The 16,148-nt window shown below is 58.7% G+C and carries 13 protein-coding genes; all 13 read left to right on the top strand.

Going from position 1 to position 16,148, the window contains the following annotated elements; all coding sequences use genetic code 11:
- Positions 1–17 precede the first annotated feature (17 nt).
- Complete coding sequence (serC, locus tag HMPREF1224_RS18155; RefSeq protein WP_003106701.1) at positions 18–1,103, top strand: 3-phosphoserine/phosphohydroxythreonine transaminase; 1,086 nt, start codon at positions 18–20, stop codon at positions 1,101–1,103.
- Positions 1,103–2,200, top strand: coding sequence for a prephenate dehydratase (gene pheA, locus HMPREF1224_RS18150; RefSeq protein ID WP_003091446.1), 1,098 nt, complete (start codon positions 1,103–1,105; stop codon positions 2,198–2,200). The genes serC and pheA overlap by 1 nt, the downstream gene beginning before the upstream one ends.
- Before the next feature lie 68 nt (positions 2,201–2,268).
- A complete protein-coding gene (gene hisC / locus HMPREF1224_RS18145) occupies positions 2,269–3,378 on the top strand; it encodes a histidinol-phosphate transaminase (protein ID WP_003115433.1) in 1,110 nt (369 codons plus the stop codon).
- The gene (locus HMPREF1224_RS18140) at positions 3,371–5,611 is read left to right on the top strand and encodes a bifunctional prephenate dehydrogenase/3-phosphoshikimate 1-carboxyvinyltransferase (RefSeq protein WP_003113432.1); all 2,241 of its coding nucleotides are present in this window, start codon (positions 3,371–3,373) and stop codon (positions 5,609–5,611) included. Before hisC ends, HMPREF1224_RS18140 begins: the two co-directional genes overlap by 8 nt.
- Positions 5,611–6,300 (top strand): (d)CMP kinase, encoded by a 690-nt coding sequence (gene cmk, locus HMPREF1224_RS18135; RefSeq protein ID WP_003091443.1) that lies wholly within the window; start codon positions 5,611–5,613, stop codon positions 6,298–6,300. Before HMPREF1224_RS18140 ends, cmk begins: the two co-directional genes overlap by 1 nt.
- A 267-nt stretch (positions 6,301–6,567) precedes the next feature.
- Complete coding sequence (gene rpsA / locus HMPREF1224_RS18130) at positions 6,568–8,247, top strand: 30S ribosomal protein S1 (protein ID WP_003091442.1); 1,680 nt, start codon at positions 6,568–6,570, stop codon at positions 8,245–8,247.
- Between the two features lie 136 nt (positions 8,248–8,383).
- Positions 8,384–8,668 carry an integration host factor subunit beta gene (gene ihfB, locus HMPREF1224_RS18125; RefSeq protein WP_003091441.1) on the top strand — a complete coding sequence of 95 codons (285 nt, stop codon included), beginning with the start codon at positions 8,384–8,386 and terminating at the stop codon, positions 8,666–8,668.
- A gap of 30 nt (positions 8,669–8,698) precedes the next feature.
- A complete protein-coding gene (locus tag HMPREF1224_RS44100; protein WP_003113431.1) occupies positions 8,699–8,995 on the top strand; it encodes a LapA family protein in 297 nt (98 codons plus the stop codon).
- A 434-nt stretch (positions 8,996–9,429) separates the two neighbouring features.
- Positions 9,430–10,476 (top strand): LPS O-antigen chain length determinant protein WzzB, encoded by a 1,047-nt coding sequence (locus tag HMPREF1224_RS18120; protein WP_003113430.1) that lies wholly within the window; start codon positions 9,430–9,432, stop codon positions 10,474–10,476.
- Between the two features lie 806 nt (positions 10,477–11,282).
- Positions 11,283–12,593 (top strand): UDP-N-acetyl-D-glucosamine 6-dehydrogenase, encoded by a 1,311-nt coding sequence (gene wbpA, locus HMPREF1224_RS18115; RefSeq protein WP_003113429.1) that lies wholly within the window; start codon positions 11,283–11,285, stop codon positions 12,591–12,593.
- Between the two features lie 73 nt (positions 12,594–12,666).
- Positions 12,667–13,617: a UDP-N-acetyl-2-amino-2-deoxy-D-glucuronate oxidase gene (gene wbpB / locus HMPREF1224_RS18110; RefSeq protein WP_003113428.1), complete on the top strand. Its 951-nt coding sequence runs from the start codon at positions 12,667–12,669 to the stop codon at positions 13,615–13,617.
- 68 nt (positions 13,618–13,685) lie between these two features.
- Positions 13,686–15,575: an acyltransferase family protein gene (locus HMPREF1224_RS18105; protein ID WP_010793233.1), complete on the top strand. Its 1,890-nt coding sequence runs from the start codon at positions 13,686–13,688 to the stop codon at positions 15,573–15,575.
- Positions 15,572–16,147, top strand: coding sequence for a UDP-2-acetamido-3-amino-2,3-dideoxy-D-glucuronate N-acetyltransferase (gene wbpD / locus HMPREF1224_RS18100; RefSeq protein WP_003113426.1), 576 nt, complete (start codon positions 15,572–15,574; stop codon positions 16,145–16,147). Before HMPREF1224_RS18105 ends, wbpD begins: the two co-directional genes overlap by 4 nt.
- Position 16,148: the final 1 nt, after the last annotated feature.

Below are 16,148 nucleotides of genomic sequence, written 5' to 3'. Positions count from 1 at the left end.
CTATAGCGAGAGTGGATGTGAGCAAGCGAGCCTTCAATTTCTGCGCCGGTCCCGCGGCGCTTCCCGACGCAGTTCTGCAACGTGCCCAGGCCGAGCTTCTCGACTGGCGGGGCAAGGGCCTTTCGGTCATGGAAATGAGCCACCGTAGTGATGACTACGTGGCCATCGCCAGCAAGGCCGAGCAGGACCTGCGCGACCTGCTCGACATTCCCTCGGACTACAAGGTGCTGTTCCTGCAGGGCGGCGCCAGCCAGCAGTTCGCCGAGATTCCGCTGAACCTGCTGCCCGAAGATGGCGTCGCCGACTATATCGATACCGGTATCTGGTCGAAGAAGGCCATCGAGGAGGCTCGTCGCTATGGCACCGTGAATGTCGCGGCCAGCGCCAAGGAGTACGACTACTTCGCCATTCCGGGTCAGAACGAGTGGACGCTGACCAAGGACGCGGCCTATGTGCACTACGCCTCCAACGAGACCATCGGCGGCCTCGAGTTCGACTGGATTCCCGAGACCGGCGACGTGCCGCTGGTCACCGACATGTCCTCCGACATCCTCTCGCGCCCGCTCGACGTGTCCCGCTTCGGCCTGATCTATGCCGGGGCGCAGAAGAACATCGGCCCGTCCGGCCTGGTGGTGGTGATCGTTCGCGAAGACCTGCTCGGCCGCGCCCGCAGCGTCTGTCCGACCATGCTCAACTACAAGACCGCCGCGGACAACGGTTCCATGTACAACACCCCGGCGACTTACTCCTGGTACCTGTCCGGCCTGGTCTTCGAATGGCTGAAGGAGCAGGGCGGGGTGACCGCGATGGAGCAGCGCAACCGCGCCAAGAAGGACCTGCTGTACAAGACCATCGATGCCAGCGACTTCTACACCAACCCGATCCAGCCGAGCGCCCGCTCCTGGATGAACGTGCCGTTCCGCCTGGCCGACGAGCGTCTCGACAAGCCGTTCCTGGAAGGCGCCGAGGCGCGCGGGCTGCTCAACCTGAAAGGCCACCGCTCGGTCGGCGGCATGCGCGCTTCCATCTACAACGCCCTTGGCCTGGACGCGGTCGAGGCGCTGGTCGCATACATGGCGGAGTTCGAGAAGGAGCACGGCTGATGGCGGACCAGGACCAGCTCAAGGCCTTGCGCCTGCGCATCGACAGCCTCGACGAGAAGTTGCTCGAGCTGATCAGCGAGCGTGCCCGTTGCGCCCAGGACGTGGCGCGAGTCAAGACCCAGACCCTGGGCGAGGGCGAGGCGCCGGTGTTCTACCGTCCCGAGCGCGAAGCCTGGGTGCTCAAGCACATCATGCAATTGAACAAGGGGCCGCTGGACAACGAAGAGGTCGCGCGGCTGTTCCGCGAGATCATGTCGTCCTGCCTGGCGCTCGAGCAGCCGCTGAAAGTGGCCTATCTCGGACCCGAGGGCACCTTTACCCAGGCCGCGGCACTCAAGCATTTCGGCAACGCGGTGATCAGCACGCCGATGGCGGCGATCGACGAGGTGTTCCGCGAGGTCGCCGCCGGCGCGGTGAACTTCGGCGTGGTGCCTGTGGAAAACTCCACCGAGGGGGCGGTCAACCATACCCTCGACAGCTTCCTCGAGCACGACATGGTGATCTGCGGCGAAGTCGAATTGCGTATCCACCATCACCTGCTGGTCGGCGAAACCACCAAGACCGACAACATCACCCGGATCTATTCCCATGCCCAATCCCTCGCGCAATGTCGCAAGTGGCTGGACTCGCACTACCCGAGCGTCGAGCGGGTGGCGGTGTCGAGCAACGCCGACGCGGCCAAGCGGGTGAAGAGCGAGTGGAATTCGGCGGCGATCGCCGGCGACATGGCGGCCAGCCTGTACGACCTGAGCAAGCTGCACGAGAAGATCGAGGACCGCCCGGACAACTCCACGCGCTTCCTGATCATCGGCAACCAGGAGGTGCCGCCGACCGGCGACGACAAGACCTCGATCATCGTTTCCATGCGCAACAAGCCGGGGGCCCTGCACGAGCTGCTGGTACCGTTCCACAACAATGGTATCGACCTGACCCGCATCGAAACCCGCCCGTCGCGCAGCGGCAAATGGACCTACGTGTTCTTCATCGATTTCGTCGGCCACCATAAAGAACCGCTGATCAAGGACGTCCTGGAGAAGATCGGCCAGGAAGCCGTCGCCCTGAAGGTCCTGGGCTCCTATCCGAAAGCGGTGCTCTGAGCGCGCTGTCATTCCGAAGAGACGGGTCATCGATGAATGCCCCGTCCCGCGTCGAGGCTGAACTATCCATGTCCGATTTCCTTGCCCTGGCCCAGCCGGGGGTGCAAAAGTTGTCGCCCTACGTCCCTGGCAAGCCGGTGGACGAACTGGCCCGCGAGCTGGGCATCGACCCTGCGGCGATCGTCAAGCTCGCCAGCAACGAGAACCCGCTGGGTGCGAGCCCAAAGGCGCTGGAGGCTATCCGCGCCGAACTGGCGGAACTGACCCGTTATCCTGACGGCAACGGTTTCGAACTCAAGCGCAAGCTGGCCGAGCGTTGCGCGGTGGATGCGGCGCAGGTGACCCTGGGCAACGGCTCCAACGACATTCTCGACCTGGTCGCCCGTGCCTACCTCGCGCCTGGTCTGAACGCCGTGTTCAGCGAACATGCCTTCGCCGTCTACCCGATCGCCACCCAGGCCGTGGGCGCCGAGGGGCGGGCGGTCAAGGCGCGCGCCTGGGGGCATGACCTGGAAGCGATGCTCGCCGCCATCGATGGGCAAACTCGCGTGGTGTTCGTCGCCAACCCGAACAACCCGACCGGGACCTGGTTCGGTGCGGACGCCCTGGAGCGGTTCCTCGCCCAGGTGCCGGCGGAGGTGCTGGTGGTGCTGGACGAGGCCTATATCGAATACGCCGAGGGAGATGAGCTGCCCGATGGCCTGGACTACCTGGCGCGGCACCCCAACCTGCTGGTCTCGCGGACCTTCTCCAAGGCCTATGGCCTGGCTTCGCTGCGGGTCGGCTACGCGCTTTCGAGCAAGGCGGTGGCCGATGTGCTCAACCGCGTGCGCCAGCCGTTCAATGTCAATAGCCTGGCACTGGCGGCTGCCTGCGCGGCGCTGGACGACCATGACTACCTGGCGCAGAGTCGCCGCCTAAACGATTCCGGCATGGCGCAGCTGGAGGATGGCTTCCACGCGTTGGGCCTGTCCTGGATTCCCTCGAAGGGCAACTTCATCGCCGTGGATCTGGCTCGCGATGCCGGTCCGGTCTACCAGGCGCTGCTGCGCGAAGGTGTGATCGTGCGTCCGGTGGCTGGCTACGGGATGCCGACCTTCCTGCGCGTCTCCATCGGGCTACCGGAAGAGAACGATCGTTTCCTCCAGGCGCTGGGCAAGGTGCTGGCGCATGACTGAGGTCACGCCGCTGCAACAGTCGACCCCTAAGCTGGGCCGCCTGGTGGTGGTGGGGCTGGGCCTGATCGGCGGCTCCTTCGCCAAGGGGTTGCGGAGCAAAGGGTTGTTCCGGGAAGTGGTCGGCGTGGATCGGGATGCCGAGTCTTGCCGCCTGGCGGTGGAGCTCGGCGTGGTCGACCGTTGCGAGGAGGATCTTGGCCGCGCCTGCGTCGGCGCCGACGTGGTCCAGTTGGCGGTGCCGATCCTGGCGATGGAGCGGGTGCTGGCTGACCTGGCGAAGCTCGACCTGGGCAAGGCTGTATTGACCGACGTTGGCAGCGCCAAGGGCAATATCGTGCGTGCCGCGCGTGTCGCGTTCGGCGGGATGCCGCGGTACCTGGTACCGGGGCATCCGATCGCGGGTTCCGAGCAGAGCGGAGTGACCGCGGCGAAGGCGACCCTGTTCCGCCGGCACAAGGTGATTCTCACGCCCTCCGCGGAGACCGATGCCGACGCGCTGGCGCTGGTCGACAGCCTGTGGCGCGCGCTGGGCGCGGACGTCGAGCACATGGAGGTCGAGCATCACGACGAGGTTCTGGCGGCCACCAGCCACCTGCCTCACCTGCTGGCCTTCACCCTGGTCGACTCCCTGGCCAAGCGCAGCGAGAACCTGGAGATCTTCCGCTATGCCGCCGGCGGTTTCCGTGATTTCACGCGGATCGCCGGCAGCGACCCGGTGATGTGGCACGACATCTTTCTCGCCAATCGCGAGGCGGTGCTGCGTACACTGGATGTTTTTCGTGACGACCTCGACGCGCTGCGCGAGGCCGTCGACACTGGGGACGGGCACCAGTTGTTGGGCGTTTTCACGCGCGCCCGGGTAGCCCGTGAGCATTTCAGCAAAATCCTGGCCCGTCGGGCCTATGTGGACGCCATGCACAACAACGACCTGATTTATCTGGCCCAGCCGGGCGGCAGCCTGTCCGGAACCATCCGGGTACCGGGCGACAAGTCGATTTCCCATCGCTCGATCATGCTCGGCTCCCTGGCCGAAGGCACCACCGAAGTGGAGGGCTTCCTCGAGGGCGAGGACGCACTGGCAACCATCCAGGCGTTCCGCGACATGGGAGTGGTGATCGAGGGGCCGCAGAACGGCCGCGTCACCGTCCATGGCGTTGGCCTGCACGGCCTCAAGGCGCCGCCTGGGCCGATCTACCTGGGTAACTCCGGTACTTCCATGCGTCTGCTCAGCGGTCTGCTGGCGGCCCAGCCGTTCGACAGCACCCTGACCGGCGACGCTTCCCTTTCCAAGCGGCCGATGAATCGCGTAGCCAAGCCGCTGCGCGAGATGGGCGCGGTAATCGAGACGGGGCCGGAAGGCCGTCCGCCGATGACCATTCGCGGCGGCCAGCGCCTCACCGGTATGCATTACGACATGCCGATGGCCAGCGCCCAGGTGAAGTCCTGCCTGTTGCTCGCCGGGCTCTACGCCGCGGGTGAGACCTCGGTCACCGAGCCGGCGCCGACCCGCGACCACACCGAGCGCATGCTGCGCGGCTTCGGCTATCCGGTGGTGGTCGAGGGCAGCACCGCCAAGGTCGAATCCGGGCACAAGTTGAGCGCCACCCATATCGAGGTCCCGGCCGACATTTCCTCGGCAGCCTTCTTCCTGGTTGCCGCCAGTATCGCCGAGGGTTCGGAACTGGTCCTGCAGCACGTCGGCATCAACCCGACGCGCGTCGGCGTCATCGAGATCCTGCGCCTGATGGGTGGTGACCTGAGCCTGGAAAACCAGCGCGAGGTCGGCGGCGAGCCGGTCGCCGACATCCGCGTGCGCTCCGCGCGGCTCAAGGGCATCGACATTCCCGAGGACCTGGTGCCACTGGCCATCGACGAGTTCCCGGTACTCTTCGTGGCTGCCGCCTGCGCCGAGGGGCGCACGGTCCTGCGTGGCGCCGAAGAGCTGCGGGTCAAGGAGTCGGACCGTATCCAGGTCATGGCCGACGGCCTGAAGGCCCTGGGCGTGAAGGCCGAGCCGACCCCGGATGGCATCGTCATCGAGGGTGGTGCGTTCGGTGGCGGCGAAGTCTGGGCGCACGGCGACCACCGTATCGCCATGTCCTTCAGCGTCGCTTCGCTGCGTGCCAGCGGGCCGATCCGCATCCACGACTGCGCCAACGTCGCCACCTCCTTCCCCAACTTCCTCGCCCTGTGTGCCCAGACCGGTATCCGGGTCGCCGTGGAGAACAATTGATGAACGGCGCTGTACCGATGCTCGCCATCGATGGCCCCAGTGGCGCCGGCAAGGGCACGGTCGCCGGGCTGCTCGCCCGGCGCCTGGGCTGGAACCTGCTGGATTCCGGGGCGCTTTATCGGCTGTTGGCGTTCGCCGCGGTCAACCATGGTGTCGACCTGACCAATGAAGAGGCGCTGAAGGTCCTGGCTGCGCACCTCGATGTGCAGTTCGTCGCCGCCGATGGCAGCCATGGGCAGCGCATCATTCTCGAAGGCGAGGAAGTGACCGATGTGATCCGTACCGAGCAGGTCGGTGCCGGCGCCTCACAGGTCGCCGCCTTACCGGCCGTGCGCGATGCGTTGCTGCAGCGCCAGCGGGCGTTCCTCGAAGCGCCGGGGTTGGTGGCCGACGGCCGCGACATGGGCACCGTGGTGTTTCCCGATGCGCCTCTGAAGATCTTCCTCACCGCCTCGGCGGAGGAGCGTGCGCGTCGACGCTACCTGCAGTTGAAGGCGAAGGGCGCGGATGTCGACCAGTCTGCCTTGCTGGAAGAAATCCGCGAGCGCGACGAGCGCGACAGCCAGCGCGCGGTCGCGCCGCTGAAACCGGCCGATGACGCGATCCTGCTGGACTCCACCGAAATGAGCATCGAGGCGGTGGTCGAGACGATCATCCGGCACTGCGAGCGGCAGGGCTGGGACGTCTGAGGTTTCGGCGCGGGAATTGACGATATAGGGCCTGGTTGCTAATATTCCAGACCTTATGTTGTGGCGTTTTGCAGGTGTGGCGAGGGTTGCCTCCCGACTTGCCTGGCGCCATCGCAGAACAACCCAACTGGGCATTCCCATTCGGGAGTGCAATCAGAAGCTAGCAGGAAACCAGCAAATTGTCCTGCGGCTTCATTTAATGACTTGACCGCATTGGCTGGTGATGCGGAATCGGGCCCTTCCGGGCCTTTGACTACAGGTATGAACATGAGCGAAAGCTTCGCAGAACTCTTTGAAGAAAGTCTGAAATCCCTCGACATGCAGCCGGGTGCCATCATCACCGGCATCGTGGTCGACATCGATGGTGACTGGGTCACCGTCCATGCCGGTCTGAAATCCGAGGGCGTCATCCCGGTCGAGCAGTTCTACAACGAACAGGGCGAGCTGACCATCAAGGTGGGTGACGAAGTCCACGTCGCACTGGACGCGGTAGAAGACGGCTTTGGCGAGACCAAGCTGTCCCGCGAGAAAGCCAAGCGCGCCGAGAGCTGGATTGTTCTGGAAGCGGCTTTCGCTGCCGACGAAGTGGTCAAGGGCGTCATCAACGGCAAGGTCAAGGGCGGTTTCACCGTCGACGTCAACGGCATCCGCGCGTTCCTGCCGGGTTCTCTGGTCGACGTTCGTCCGGTTCGCGACACCACCCACCTGGAAGGCAAAGAGCTCGAGTTCAAGGTCATCAAGCTCGACCAGAAGCGCAACAACGTTGTCGTTTCCCGCCGCAGCGTCCTGGAAGCCGAGAACAGCGCCGAGCGTGAAGCTCTGCTGGAATCGCTGCAGGAAGGCCAGCAGGTCAAAGGTATCGTCAAGAACCTCACCGACTACGGCGCATTCGTGGACCTGGGCGGCGTAGACGGCCTGCTACACATCACCGACATGGCCTGGAAGCGCATCAAGCATCCGTCCGAGATCGTCAACGTTGGCGACGAGATCGACGTCAAGGTCCTGAAGTTCGACCGCGAGCGCAACCGTGTATCCCTGGGCCTGAAGCAACTGGGCGAAGACCCGTGGGTTGCCATCAAGGCGCGTTACCCGGAAGGTACCCGCGTCATGGCCCGCGTCACCAACCTCACCGACTACGGCTGCTTCGCCGAGCTGGAAGAGGGCGTGGAAGGCCTGGTACACGTCTCCGAAATGGACTGGACCAACAAGAACATCCATCCGTCGAAAGTCGTCCAGGTTGGCGATGAAGTGGAAGTTCAGGTTCTGGACATCGACGAAGAGCGTCGTCGTATCTCCCTGGGTATCAAGCAGTGCAAATCCAACCCGTGGGAAGACTTCTCCAGCCAGTTCAACAAGGGTGACCGTATCTCCGGTACCATCAAGTCGATCACCGACTTCGGTATCTTCATCGGTCTGGACGGCGGCATCGACGGCCTGGTCCACCTGTCCGACATCTCCTGGAACGAAGTCGGCGAAGAAGCCGTACGTCGCTTCAAGAAGGGCGACGAGCTGGAAACCGTCATCCTGTCGGTCGATCCGGAGCGCGAGCGCATCTCCCTGGGCATCAAGCAGCTGGAAGACGATCCGTTCTCCAACTACGCGTCCCTGCACGAGAAAGGCAGCATCGTCCGCGGTACCGTGAAGGAAGTCGACGCCAAGGGCGCTGTCATCAGCCTGGGCGACGACATCGAAGGTATCCTGAAGGCTTCCGAAATCAGCCGTGACCGCGTCGAAGACGCGCGCAACGTCCTGAAGGAAGGCGAGGAAGTCGAAGCCAAGATCATCAGCATCGACCGCAAGAGCCGCGTCATCAGCCTCTCCGTCAAGTCCAAGGACGTCGACGACGAGAAGGACGCAATGAAAGAACTGCGTAAGCAGGAAGTAGAAAGCGCTGGTCCGACCACCATCGGTGATCTGATCCGTGCTCAGATGGAGAATCAGGGCTAAGTCTCTGATCCATCATGAAAAAGGGCGGCCTAGGCCGCCCTTTTTCGTTTTCCCCTTCTTGGACCTGTTCAAAGACTGATCAGCATGCTAAAAGAGACCTGAGCTGATCTAGCCGCTTGAAAAAGAAGGGAAAACCATGACCAAGTCGGAGTTGATCGAACGGATCGTTACCCATCAGGGGCAACTGTCCGCGAAGGATGTCGAGTTGGCAATCAAGACCATGCTGGAGCAAATGTCCCAGGCCCTGGCGACCGGGGACCGGATCGAGATCCGTGGCTTCGGCAGCTTTTCCTTGCACTACCGCGCCCCGCGCGTCGGTCGCAACCCCAAGACCGGGGAGTCGGTACGCCTCGACGGCAAGTTCGTGCCGCACTTCAAGCCGGGCAAGGAGTTGCGGGATCGGGTCAACGAGCCGGAGTGATCTCTGCCTTGTTCAGATGTTGGAGTTGCCATGCTTTGGGTCAAGCGTACGTTAATGGCGGTGGGGCTGTTAGTTGTCGCCCTTTTCATGATTGTGGTTGCTTTGGAGAACCGGCAAAGCGTCAGCTTTGAACTCTTTGGTCTTGCCACGCCAGATTTACCTGTGGTCCTTTATGTTGCGTTAGCATTTATTGCTGGCGGTATTATTGGTATGTTGATCAGCGTGCCTCTTCTGGCTCGTGCCAAAGTGCGTCTCAGATCTGCAAGATCTGATCTGTCTCGTACTCGAAAAGAACTCGCAGTATCTCAGTCTACCGCCCTGCGGTGAGGTCTGCTCGAGTCCCTGCCTGGTCTTTGTGGGCTCGAGTGCTATTCGCATCTAGATGACTACACAATGCTTGGAAGGTCGGGTGGGATGGGTGTCCTGTTAGAGGGGGTGCTGAGTTACCATGTCTTACTGGTTTGGCTGGAGTCTGTAGATGGAGGCTTGGTTCATGGCATCGTGTCGCTCCCGGTTGGTCTTCGCCAAAGGTCAAGCTTTTATGGAACTACTTTCGTTTCTGATGGTCAAGATGCATTGAGGCTTTTGGCGGAGAGTTTCATGTATTGCTTGCACGTAATTCATCCTGTTGAGTTCGCTGTCGGTAATGTGTCTTCTGGGCGCTCTGTCTTTCCCTTGCTAGTGTGTAAAACTTCTAATTAAAAATTGGCTAATTATAATTGGTTTTCAATGATTGGCCGGAAGAGTAGCTGGACTTTTCGATGACTGACGAAATACAAAAGCACGGCGGTGTAGCTGGCGATATCGATCTGGTTGAGCTGGTTCGAGGATTATGGGAGGAGAAGTGGATAGTTCTTATATTTTCTTTGCTAGGTATTTTGTTTGCAGCTATCTACGCTTTTCTCAGTACTCCTGTCTATGAGGCCCGCATAGCGATTTTGCCTCCGTCGTTGAGTGATGTGGCAGGTTTCAATCAGGGACGTACCAGGGAAACCGGGCTTGGTCCCTTCAAGGTCCAGGATGTGTACTCTGTTTTTGTTCGCAACCTGCAGGCTGATGGAACTCGTCATCGTTTTTTCAATGAGACCTATTTGCCTTCTTTGGATGAAGAGCTTCGTTCGGTTTCGCGTGATGCGCTCTATAAAAGGTTCACTGATCAGATAAGTATTAGTTTGCCGGGGAAAGACTTTCCGGGTCGTTATCTTGTTGCGATTGAACAGGAGGATCCGGAGCGTGCGGCGAGTTGGGTTCGTCGGTATATAGCTGATGCGGCCGAGATTTCTATTCAGGAAATGTTGAACAATGCGCATCGCGAGATTGAGGTCAAGGCTCGAGATATTGAGCAGCGCATACAGAACTTGCGAGAGAATGCCAAGGCAAGACGTGAAGATCGTATTGTTCAGCTCAAGGAGGCGTTGAAGGTCGCAGGTGCGCTGAAATTGGAGGAGCCTCCACTGATCAGTGGGCAATCCTCTGAGGAGCTCTCGGCTATCATGAATGGAAGTCTGATGTATATGCGTGGCAGTAAGGCGATTATGGCCGAGATTCAGACATTGGAGGCGCGTAGCTCTGATGATCCTTTTATTCCGGCGTTGCGTACTCTTCAGGAGCAGCAGTTATTGCTGAGTAGCTTGCGTGTTAATTCGGAGCGGGTTTCTGTTTTTCGACAAGACGGTCCGATAGAAACGCCGGACTCACCAGTTCGTCCAAGGAGAGCGATGATTTTGATTTTTGGGTTGATAATTGGTGGTGTGCTTGGTGGTTTTCTGGCGTTGTGCCGGATTTTTTTGAAGAAGTATGCTCGTTAGGAAAGAGCTAGTTATTGAAGTGGTGATGCGTTGCACGTACTTTGGTCGAGTAATTTTGTGGAGTAGGTTTTCGTTGGGTGGCTCGATTGCTGAGGGGTGAGAACGTTTCCATGCGGTGTTTCCTCAGCTCTGTCTCCTGTGCCTTGGCTCCTTGAACGCAGAGGTTAACAGTTGAGCTGTGGTTGTGGGTATGTGACGTCTGTTGCGGTGGTGTCTGGTTCCTGGTGTCGGGTGTGCGAGAAGATGCCAAGTTGCCTGGCAGGTCGTTACGTGTCGTAGCCGTATTCGAAGCTCGGCAATCGCGGGGTGATTTACAGGACTGTGCTTAATACGGCGCAGGCTTGGTCAGGGTCGAGTCGGGTCTTCGGGTGTCAACTGGATCGTGCGAAAACCGGTTTCGTGGATGCTGATAAGCTCGGCTTGACTGGCAGTCCAGGGCGGTTACCAGGTCTGTGGAGGCGCAAAATGTATAGGAGCCTGCGTGAGCTGGGCAGGCTGAAGGCCTGCTCGAAAGCGAGTTAGCATTGTGGTCCGGAAGGGCATGGGTGGACCAGAGTGCCGTTCTGCACGGCAAAAGCCAACTTGCTCGGAGGTTCCCTAGCGCCTATGATTACGACGCCCTTCATTTTTGGCCATTGCCGCCAGGTGCTGTGGAAAGCGACAGTATCCCTTCTTTATCGATCTTGTGAAGATGTCGAGAGTGGTCGCAGAAAGGATTCACTCGACTGACGAATGAATCGTGGAAGATTTAAGTTCCCGTTGTGCGGTCGCAGGCGCGGGCAGGTAAAATTGAGGTGAGTTGGAAAATGATAGATGTTAACACAGTGGTAGAGAAGTTCAAAAGCCGACAGGCCTTGATTGGTATCGTGGGTCTGGGTTATGTCGGTTTACCACTGATGCTGCGATACAACGCCATTGGTTTCGATGTCTTGGGTATCGATATCGATGATGTCAAGGTTGACAAGCTTAATGCCGGGCAGTGCTATATCGAACATATTCCGCAAGCCAAAATTGCTAAGGCCCGTGCAAGCGGTTTCGAGGCTACGACCGATTTCAGCCGTGTCAGTGAATGTGATGCCCTGATCCTTTGTGTGCCGACGCCGCTGAACAAGTATCGCGAGCCGGATATGAGCTTTGTCATCAATACCACCGACGCACTAAAACCGTATCTGCGCGTAGGGCAGGTGGTTTCGCTGGAAAGTACCACCTATCCGGGAACTACCGAGGAAGAGTTGTTGCCACGCGTGCAGGAGGGTGGCCTCGTGGTTGGCCGGGACATCTACCTGGTCTATTCTCCGGAGCGTGAAGATCCGGGCAACCCGAACTTCGAGACTCGTACCATTCCGAAAGTGATCGGTGGTCACACTCCTCAGTGTCTGGAAGTCGGCATTGCCCTGTATGAACAGGCCATCGACCGGGTCGTGCCGGTCAGTTCCACCAAGGCCGCCGAGATGACCAAGCTGTTGGAGAACATTCATCGCGCGGTCAATATCGGTCTGGTCAACGAAATGAAGATCGTTGCTGATCGCATGGGTATCGACATCTTTGAAGTGGTTGATGCTGCGGCGACCAAGCCGTTCGGTTTCACTCCTTACTACCCAGGGCCGGGACTGGGCGGGCACTGTATCCCGATCGATCCCTTCTACCTGACTTGGAAGGCTCGCGAATACGGACTGCATACCCGCTTCATCGAACTGTCTGGTGAGGTCAACCAGGCCATGCCGGAATACGTACTGGGCAAACTCATGGATGGCCTGAACGAGGCAGGCAGGGCCCTCAAGGGCAGTCGTGTACTGGTATTGGGTATCGCTTATAAGAAGAATGTCGACGACATGCGCGAGTCGCCATCCGTGGAAATCATGGAGCTGATCGAAGCCAAGGGTGGGATGGTCGCCTATAGCGATCCGCATGTGCCGGTGTTCCCGAAGATGCGTGAACACCACTTCGAACTGAGCAGTGAGCCGCTGACTGCCGAAAACCTGGCTAGGTTCGACGCTGTAGTGCTTGCGACCGACCATGACAAGTTTGACTATGAGCTGATCAAGGCCGAAGCCAAGCTAGTTGTTGACAGCCGTGGCAAGTACCGCTCCCCGGCGGCACACATCATCAAGGCTTGATCACCCATCCCAGCATGTCCATCCGCTCGTGCCAGAAGGCCGGGCGGATCCGCTCATTTCCATAGGACGAACCATGAAAAATTTCGCTCTCATCGGTGCTGCCGGCTACATCGCTCCTCGCCATATGCGCGCCATCAAAGACACCGGTAACTGCCTGGTTTCGGCCTATGACATCAATGACTCGGTCGGTATTATTGATAGCATCTCTCCCCAGAGCGAGTTTTTTACCGAGTTCGAGTTCTTTCTTGATCATGCGAGCAACCTCAAGCGCGACTCTGCTACCGCGCTGGACTACGTATCGATCTGCTCGCCCAATTACCTGCACTACCCGCATATCGCTGCAGGTCTGCGCTTGGGTTGCGACGTAATCTGCGAAAAGCCGCTTGTTCCAACCCCAGAGATGCTCGATCAGTTGGCTGTTATCGAGCGCGAAACCGATAAGCGCCTCTACAACATTCTGCAACTGCGTCATCACCAGGCGATCATCGCATTGAAGGACAAGGTCGCCCGCGAAAAAAGTCCGCATAAGTACGAGGTCGATCTGACTTACATTACTTCCCGCGGCAACTGGTATCTGAAAAGCTGGAAGGGAGATCCACGTAAGTCGTTCGGCGTGGCTACCAACATCGGTGTGCACTTCTACGACATGCTGCACTTCATCTTTGGCAAGCTGCAGCGTAATGTTGTGCACTTCACTTCCGAGTACAAGGCAGCTGGTTATCTGGAGTACGAGCAGGCCCGTGTGCGTTGGTTTCTGTCCGTGGATGCTAACGACCTGCCGGAGTCGGTCAAGGGCAAAAAGCCGACCTATCGTTCGATTACCGTCAACGGTGAGGAAATGGAGTTCTCTGAAGGCTTTACCGATCTACATACAACCAGCTACGAAGAAATTCTCGCTGGTCGTGGTTATGGCATCGATGACGCTCGTCATTGTGTGGAAACTGTCAATACCATTCGCAGCGCCGTCATCGTACCGGCCTCTGATAACGAAGGGCATCCGTTCGTCGCGGCGCTTGCGCGTTGAGGTAGAAAAGGAGGTGGCCGTCCTCGGTCACCTGTTTACAGCAGGTTTCCGCAGGATCATTCATCAGCATGTCATCTAGTAGCTCTAAATTGCTGAACGGTATGGTCGCGGTAAGTTCAGGCAGAAACATTCGGCTGGATGTCCAGGGGCTGCGGGCTGTTGCAGTTCTGGCTGTGCTAGCTTACCACGCCAACAGTGCCTGGCTCAGGGCTGGGTTTGTCGGCGTTGACGTGTTCTTCGTCATTTCCGGGTTTATCATTACCGCCTTACTGGTCGAGCGCGGTGTAAAAGTTGATCTGGTAGAGTTTTACGCGGGCCGTATCAAACGTATTTTTCCAGCCTATTTCGTCATGTTGGCGATTGTCTGCATTGTCTCGACAATTCTGTTTCTGCCTGATGACTATGTTTTTTTTGAAAAAAGTCTACAGTCATCTGTATTTTTTTCCAGTAATCACTATTTCGCTAATTTTGGTAGTTACTTTGCTCCGAGAGCTGAAGAGCTGCCGCTGCTGCATACTTGGTCGTTGGCCATCGAGATGCAGTTTTATCTGTTCTACCCTGTACTGTTCATGTGCCTGCCATGTCGATGGCGCTTGCCGGTGTTCATCCTATTAGCTATTTTGCTGTTCATTTGGAGTGGCTATTGCGTATTCAGCGGCAGCCAAGATGCTCAGTACTTCGCCTTGCTAGCTCGTGTACCTGAGTTCATGTCGGGAGCTGTTGTCGCATTATCATTACGTGATCGTGAGCTACCCGCCAGGCTTGCGATACTTGCGGGGTTATTGGGGGCGGCGTTGCTGGTCTGCTCCTTCATTATCATCGACAAGCAGCACTTTCCCGGATTCTGGTCGCTCCTGCCATGCCTGGGAGCCGCTCTGCTCATTGCTGCCCGACGTGGCCCTGCCAGCCTGCTGCTGGCCAGCAGGCCCATGGTCTGGATAGGTGGTATCTCCTATTCGTTGTATCTGTGGCACTGGCCAATTCTGGCATTCATCCGTTACTACACCGGCCAATACGAATTGAGCTTCGTGGCGCTGTTGGCATTTCTCACAGGTTCGTTCCTGCTGGCCTGGTTCTCATACCGCTACATCGAGACACCTGCCAGAAAGGCTGTGGGTCTGCGCCAGCAGGCGCTGAAGTGGATGTTGGCCGCCAGTGTGGTAGCTATAGTGGTTACGGGGGGGGCGCAGTTCAATGTGTTGGTTGTGGCGCCGGCGCCAATTCAGTTGACGCGCTACGCTGCACCAGAGTCGATCTGCCATGGTGTTCAGGTAGGGGAGTGCAAGCGAGGCAGCGTCAATGCCGTACCCCGTGTGCTGGTGATCGGTGATAGCCATGCTGCGCAGCTTAACTACTTCTTCGACGTGGTTGGCAACGAGTCAGGTGTGGCTTACCGAGTACTCACCGGAAGCAGTTGTGTGCCTATACCTGCTTTCGATCTTGAACGTTTGCCCCGTTGGGCGCGGAAACCCTGCCAAGCGCAGATTGATGCAGTTGCCCAATCAATGTTGAACTTTGACAAGATCATTGTGGCGGGCATGTGGCAGTATCAGATGCAGAGTCCGGCATTTGCCCAGGCTATGCGTGCCTTCCTTGTCGATACCAGCTATGCCGGCAAGCAGGTCGTTCTACTCGGGCAGATACCGATGTTCGAATCAAACGTGCAGCGTGTGCGTCGTTTCAGGGAGCTGGGTTTGTCAGCTCCGCTTGTTAGCTCCAGCTGGCAAGGTGCGAACCAGCTGTTGCGTGCTCTAGCCGAGGGTATTCCAAACGTACGGTTCATGGATTTTTCTACCAGCGCCTTCTTCGCCGATGCTCCTTATCAGGACGGAGAGCTTATTTACCAGGATAGCCATCACCTTAACGAGGTGGGGGCTCGCCGCTATGGATATTTCGCGAGCCGTCAATTGCAGCGGCTGTTTGAACAACCACAATCGAGTGTGAGTCTCAAGCCATGAGTTATTATCAGCACCCCAGCGCGATCGTCGACGACGGTGCGCAGATCGGTAGCGACTCCCGAGTTTGGCACTTCGTGCACATCTGTGCAGGTGCCCGGATTGGCGCAGGGGTTTCGTTGGGTCAGAACGTATTCGTCGGCAACAAGGTCGTTATTGGTGATCGCTGCAAGATCCAGAACAACGTGTCGGTATATGACAATGTCACTCTCGAAGAGGGCGTGTTCTGCGGGCCGAGCATGGTATTTACCAACGTTTACAACCCCCGCTCGTTGATCGAGCGCAAGGATCAGTACCGTAACACGTTGGTAAAAAAAGGTGCCACGCTTGGTGCCAACTGCACTATCGTCTGTGGCGTGACTATTGGTGAATATGCCTTCGTGGGTGCGGGTGCGGTCATTAACAAGAATGTTCCATCTTATGCCCTGATGGTAGGCGTGCCCGCTCGACAGATTGGTTGGATGAGCGAATTCGGTGAGCAGCTGCAGCTGAACGAGCAGGGCGAAGCTGTCTGCTCACACTCCGGTGCGCGCTATGTACTCAATGGAAAGATCCTGAGCAAGGTGGACGTGTGAC

Origin of the sequence: Pseudomonas sp. P179 (assembly GCF_000478485.2) — a bacterium.
Classification (GTDB): domain Bacteria; phylum Pseudomonadota; class Gammaproteobacteria; order Pseudomonadales; family Pseudomonadaceae; genus Pseudomonas; species Pseudomonas aeruginosa.
The sequence above is the reverse complement of the archived record's forward strand: the minus strand, read 5'-3'. Positions and strand labels throughout refer to the sequence as shown.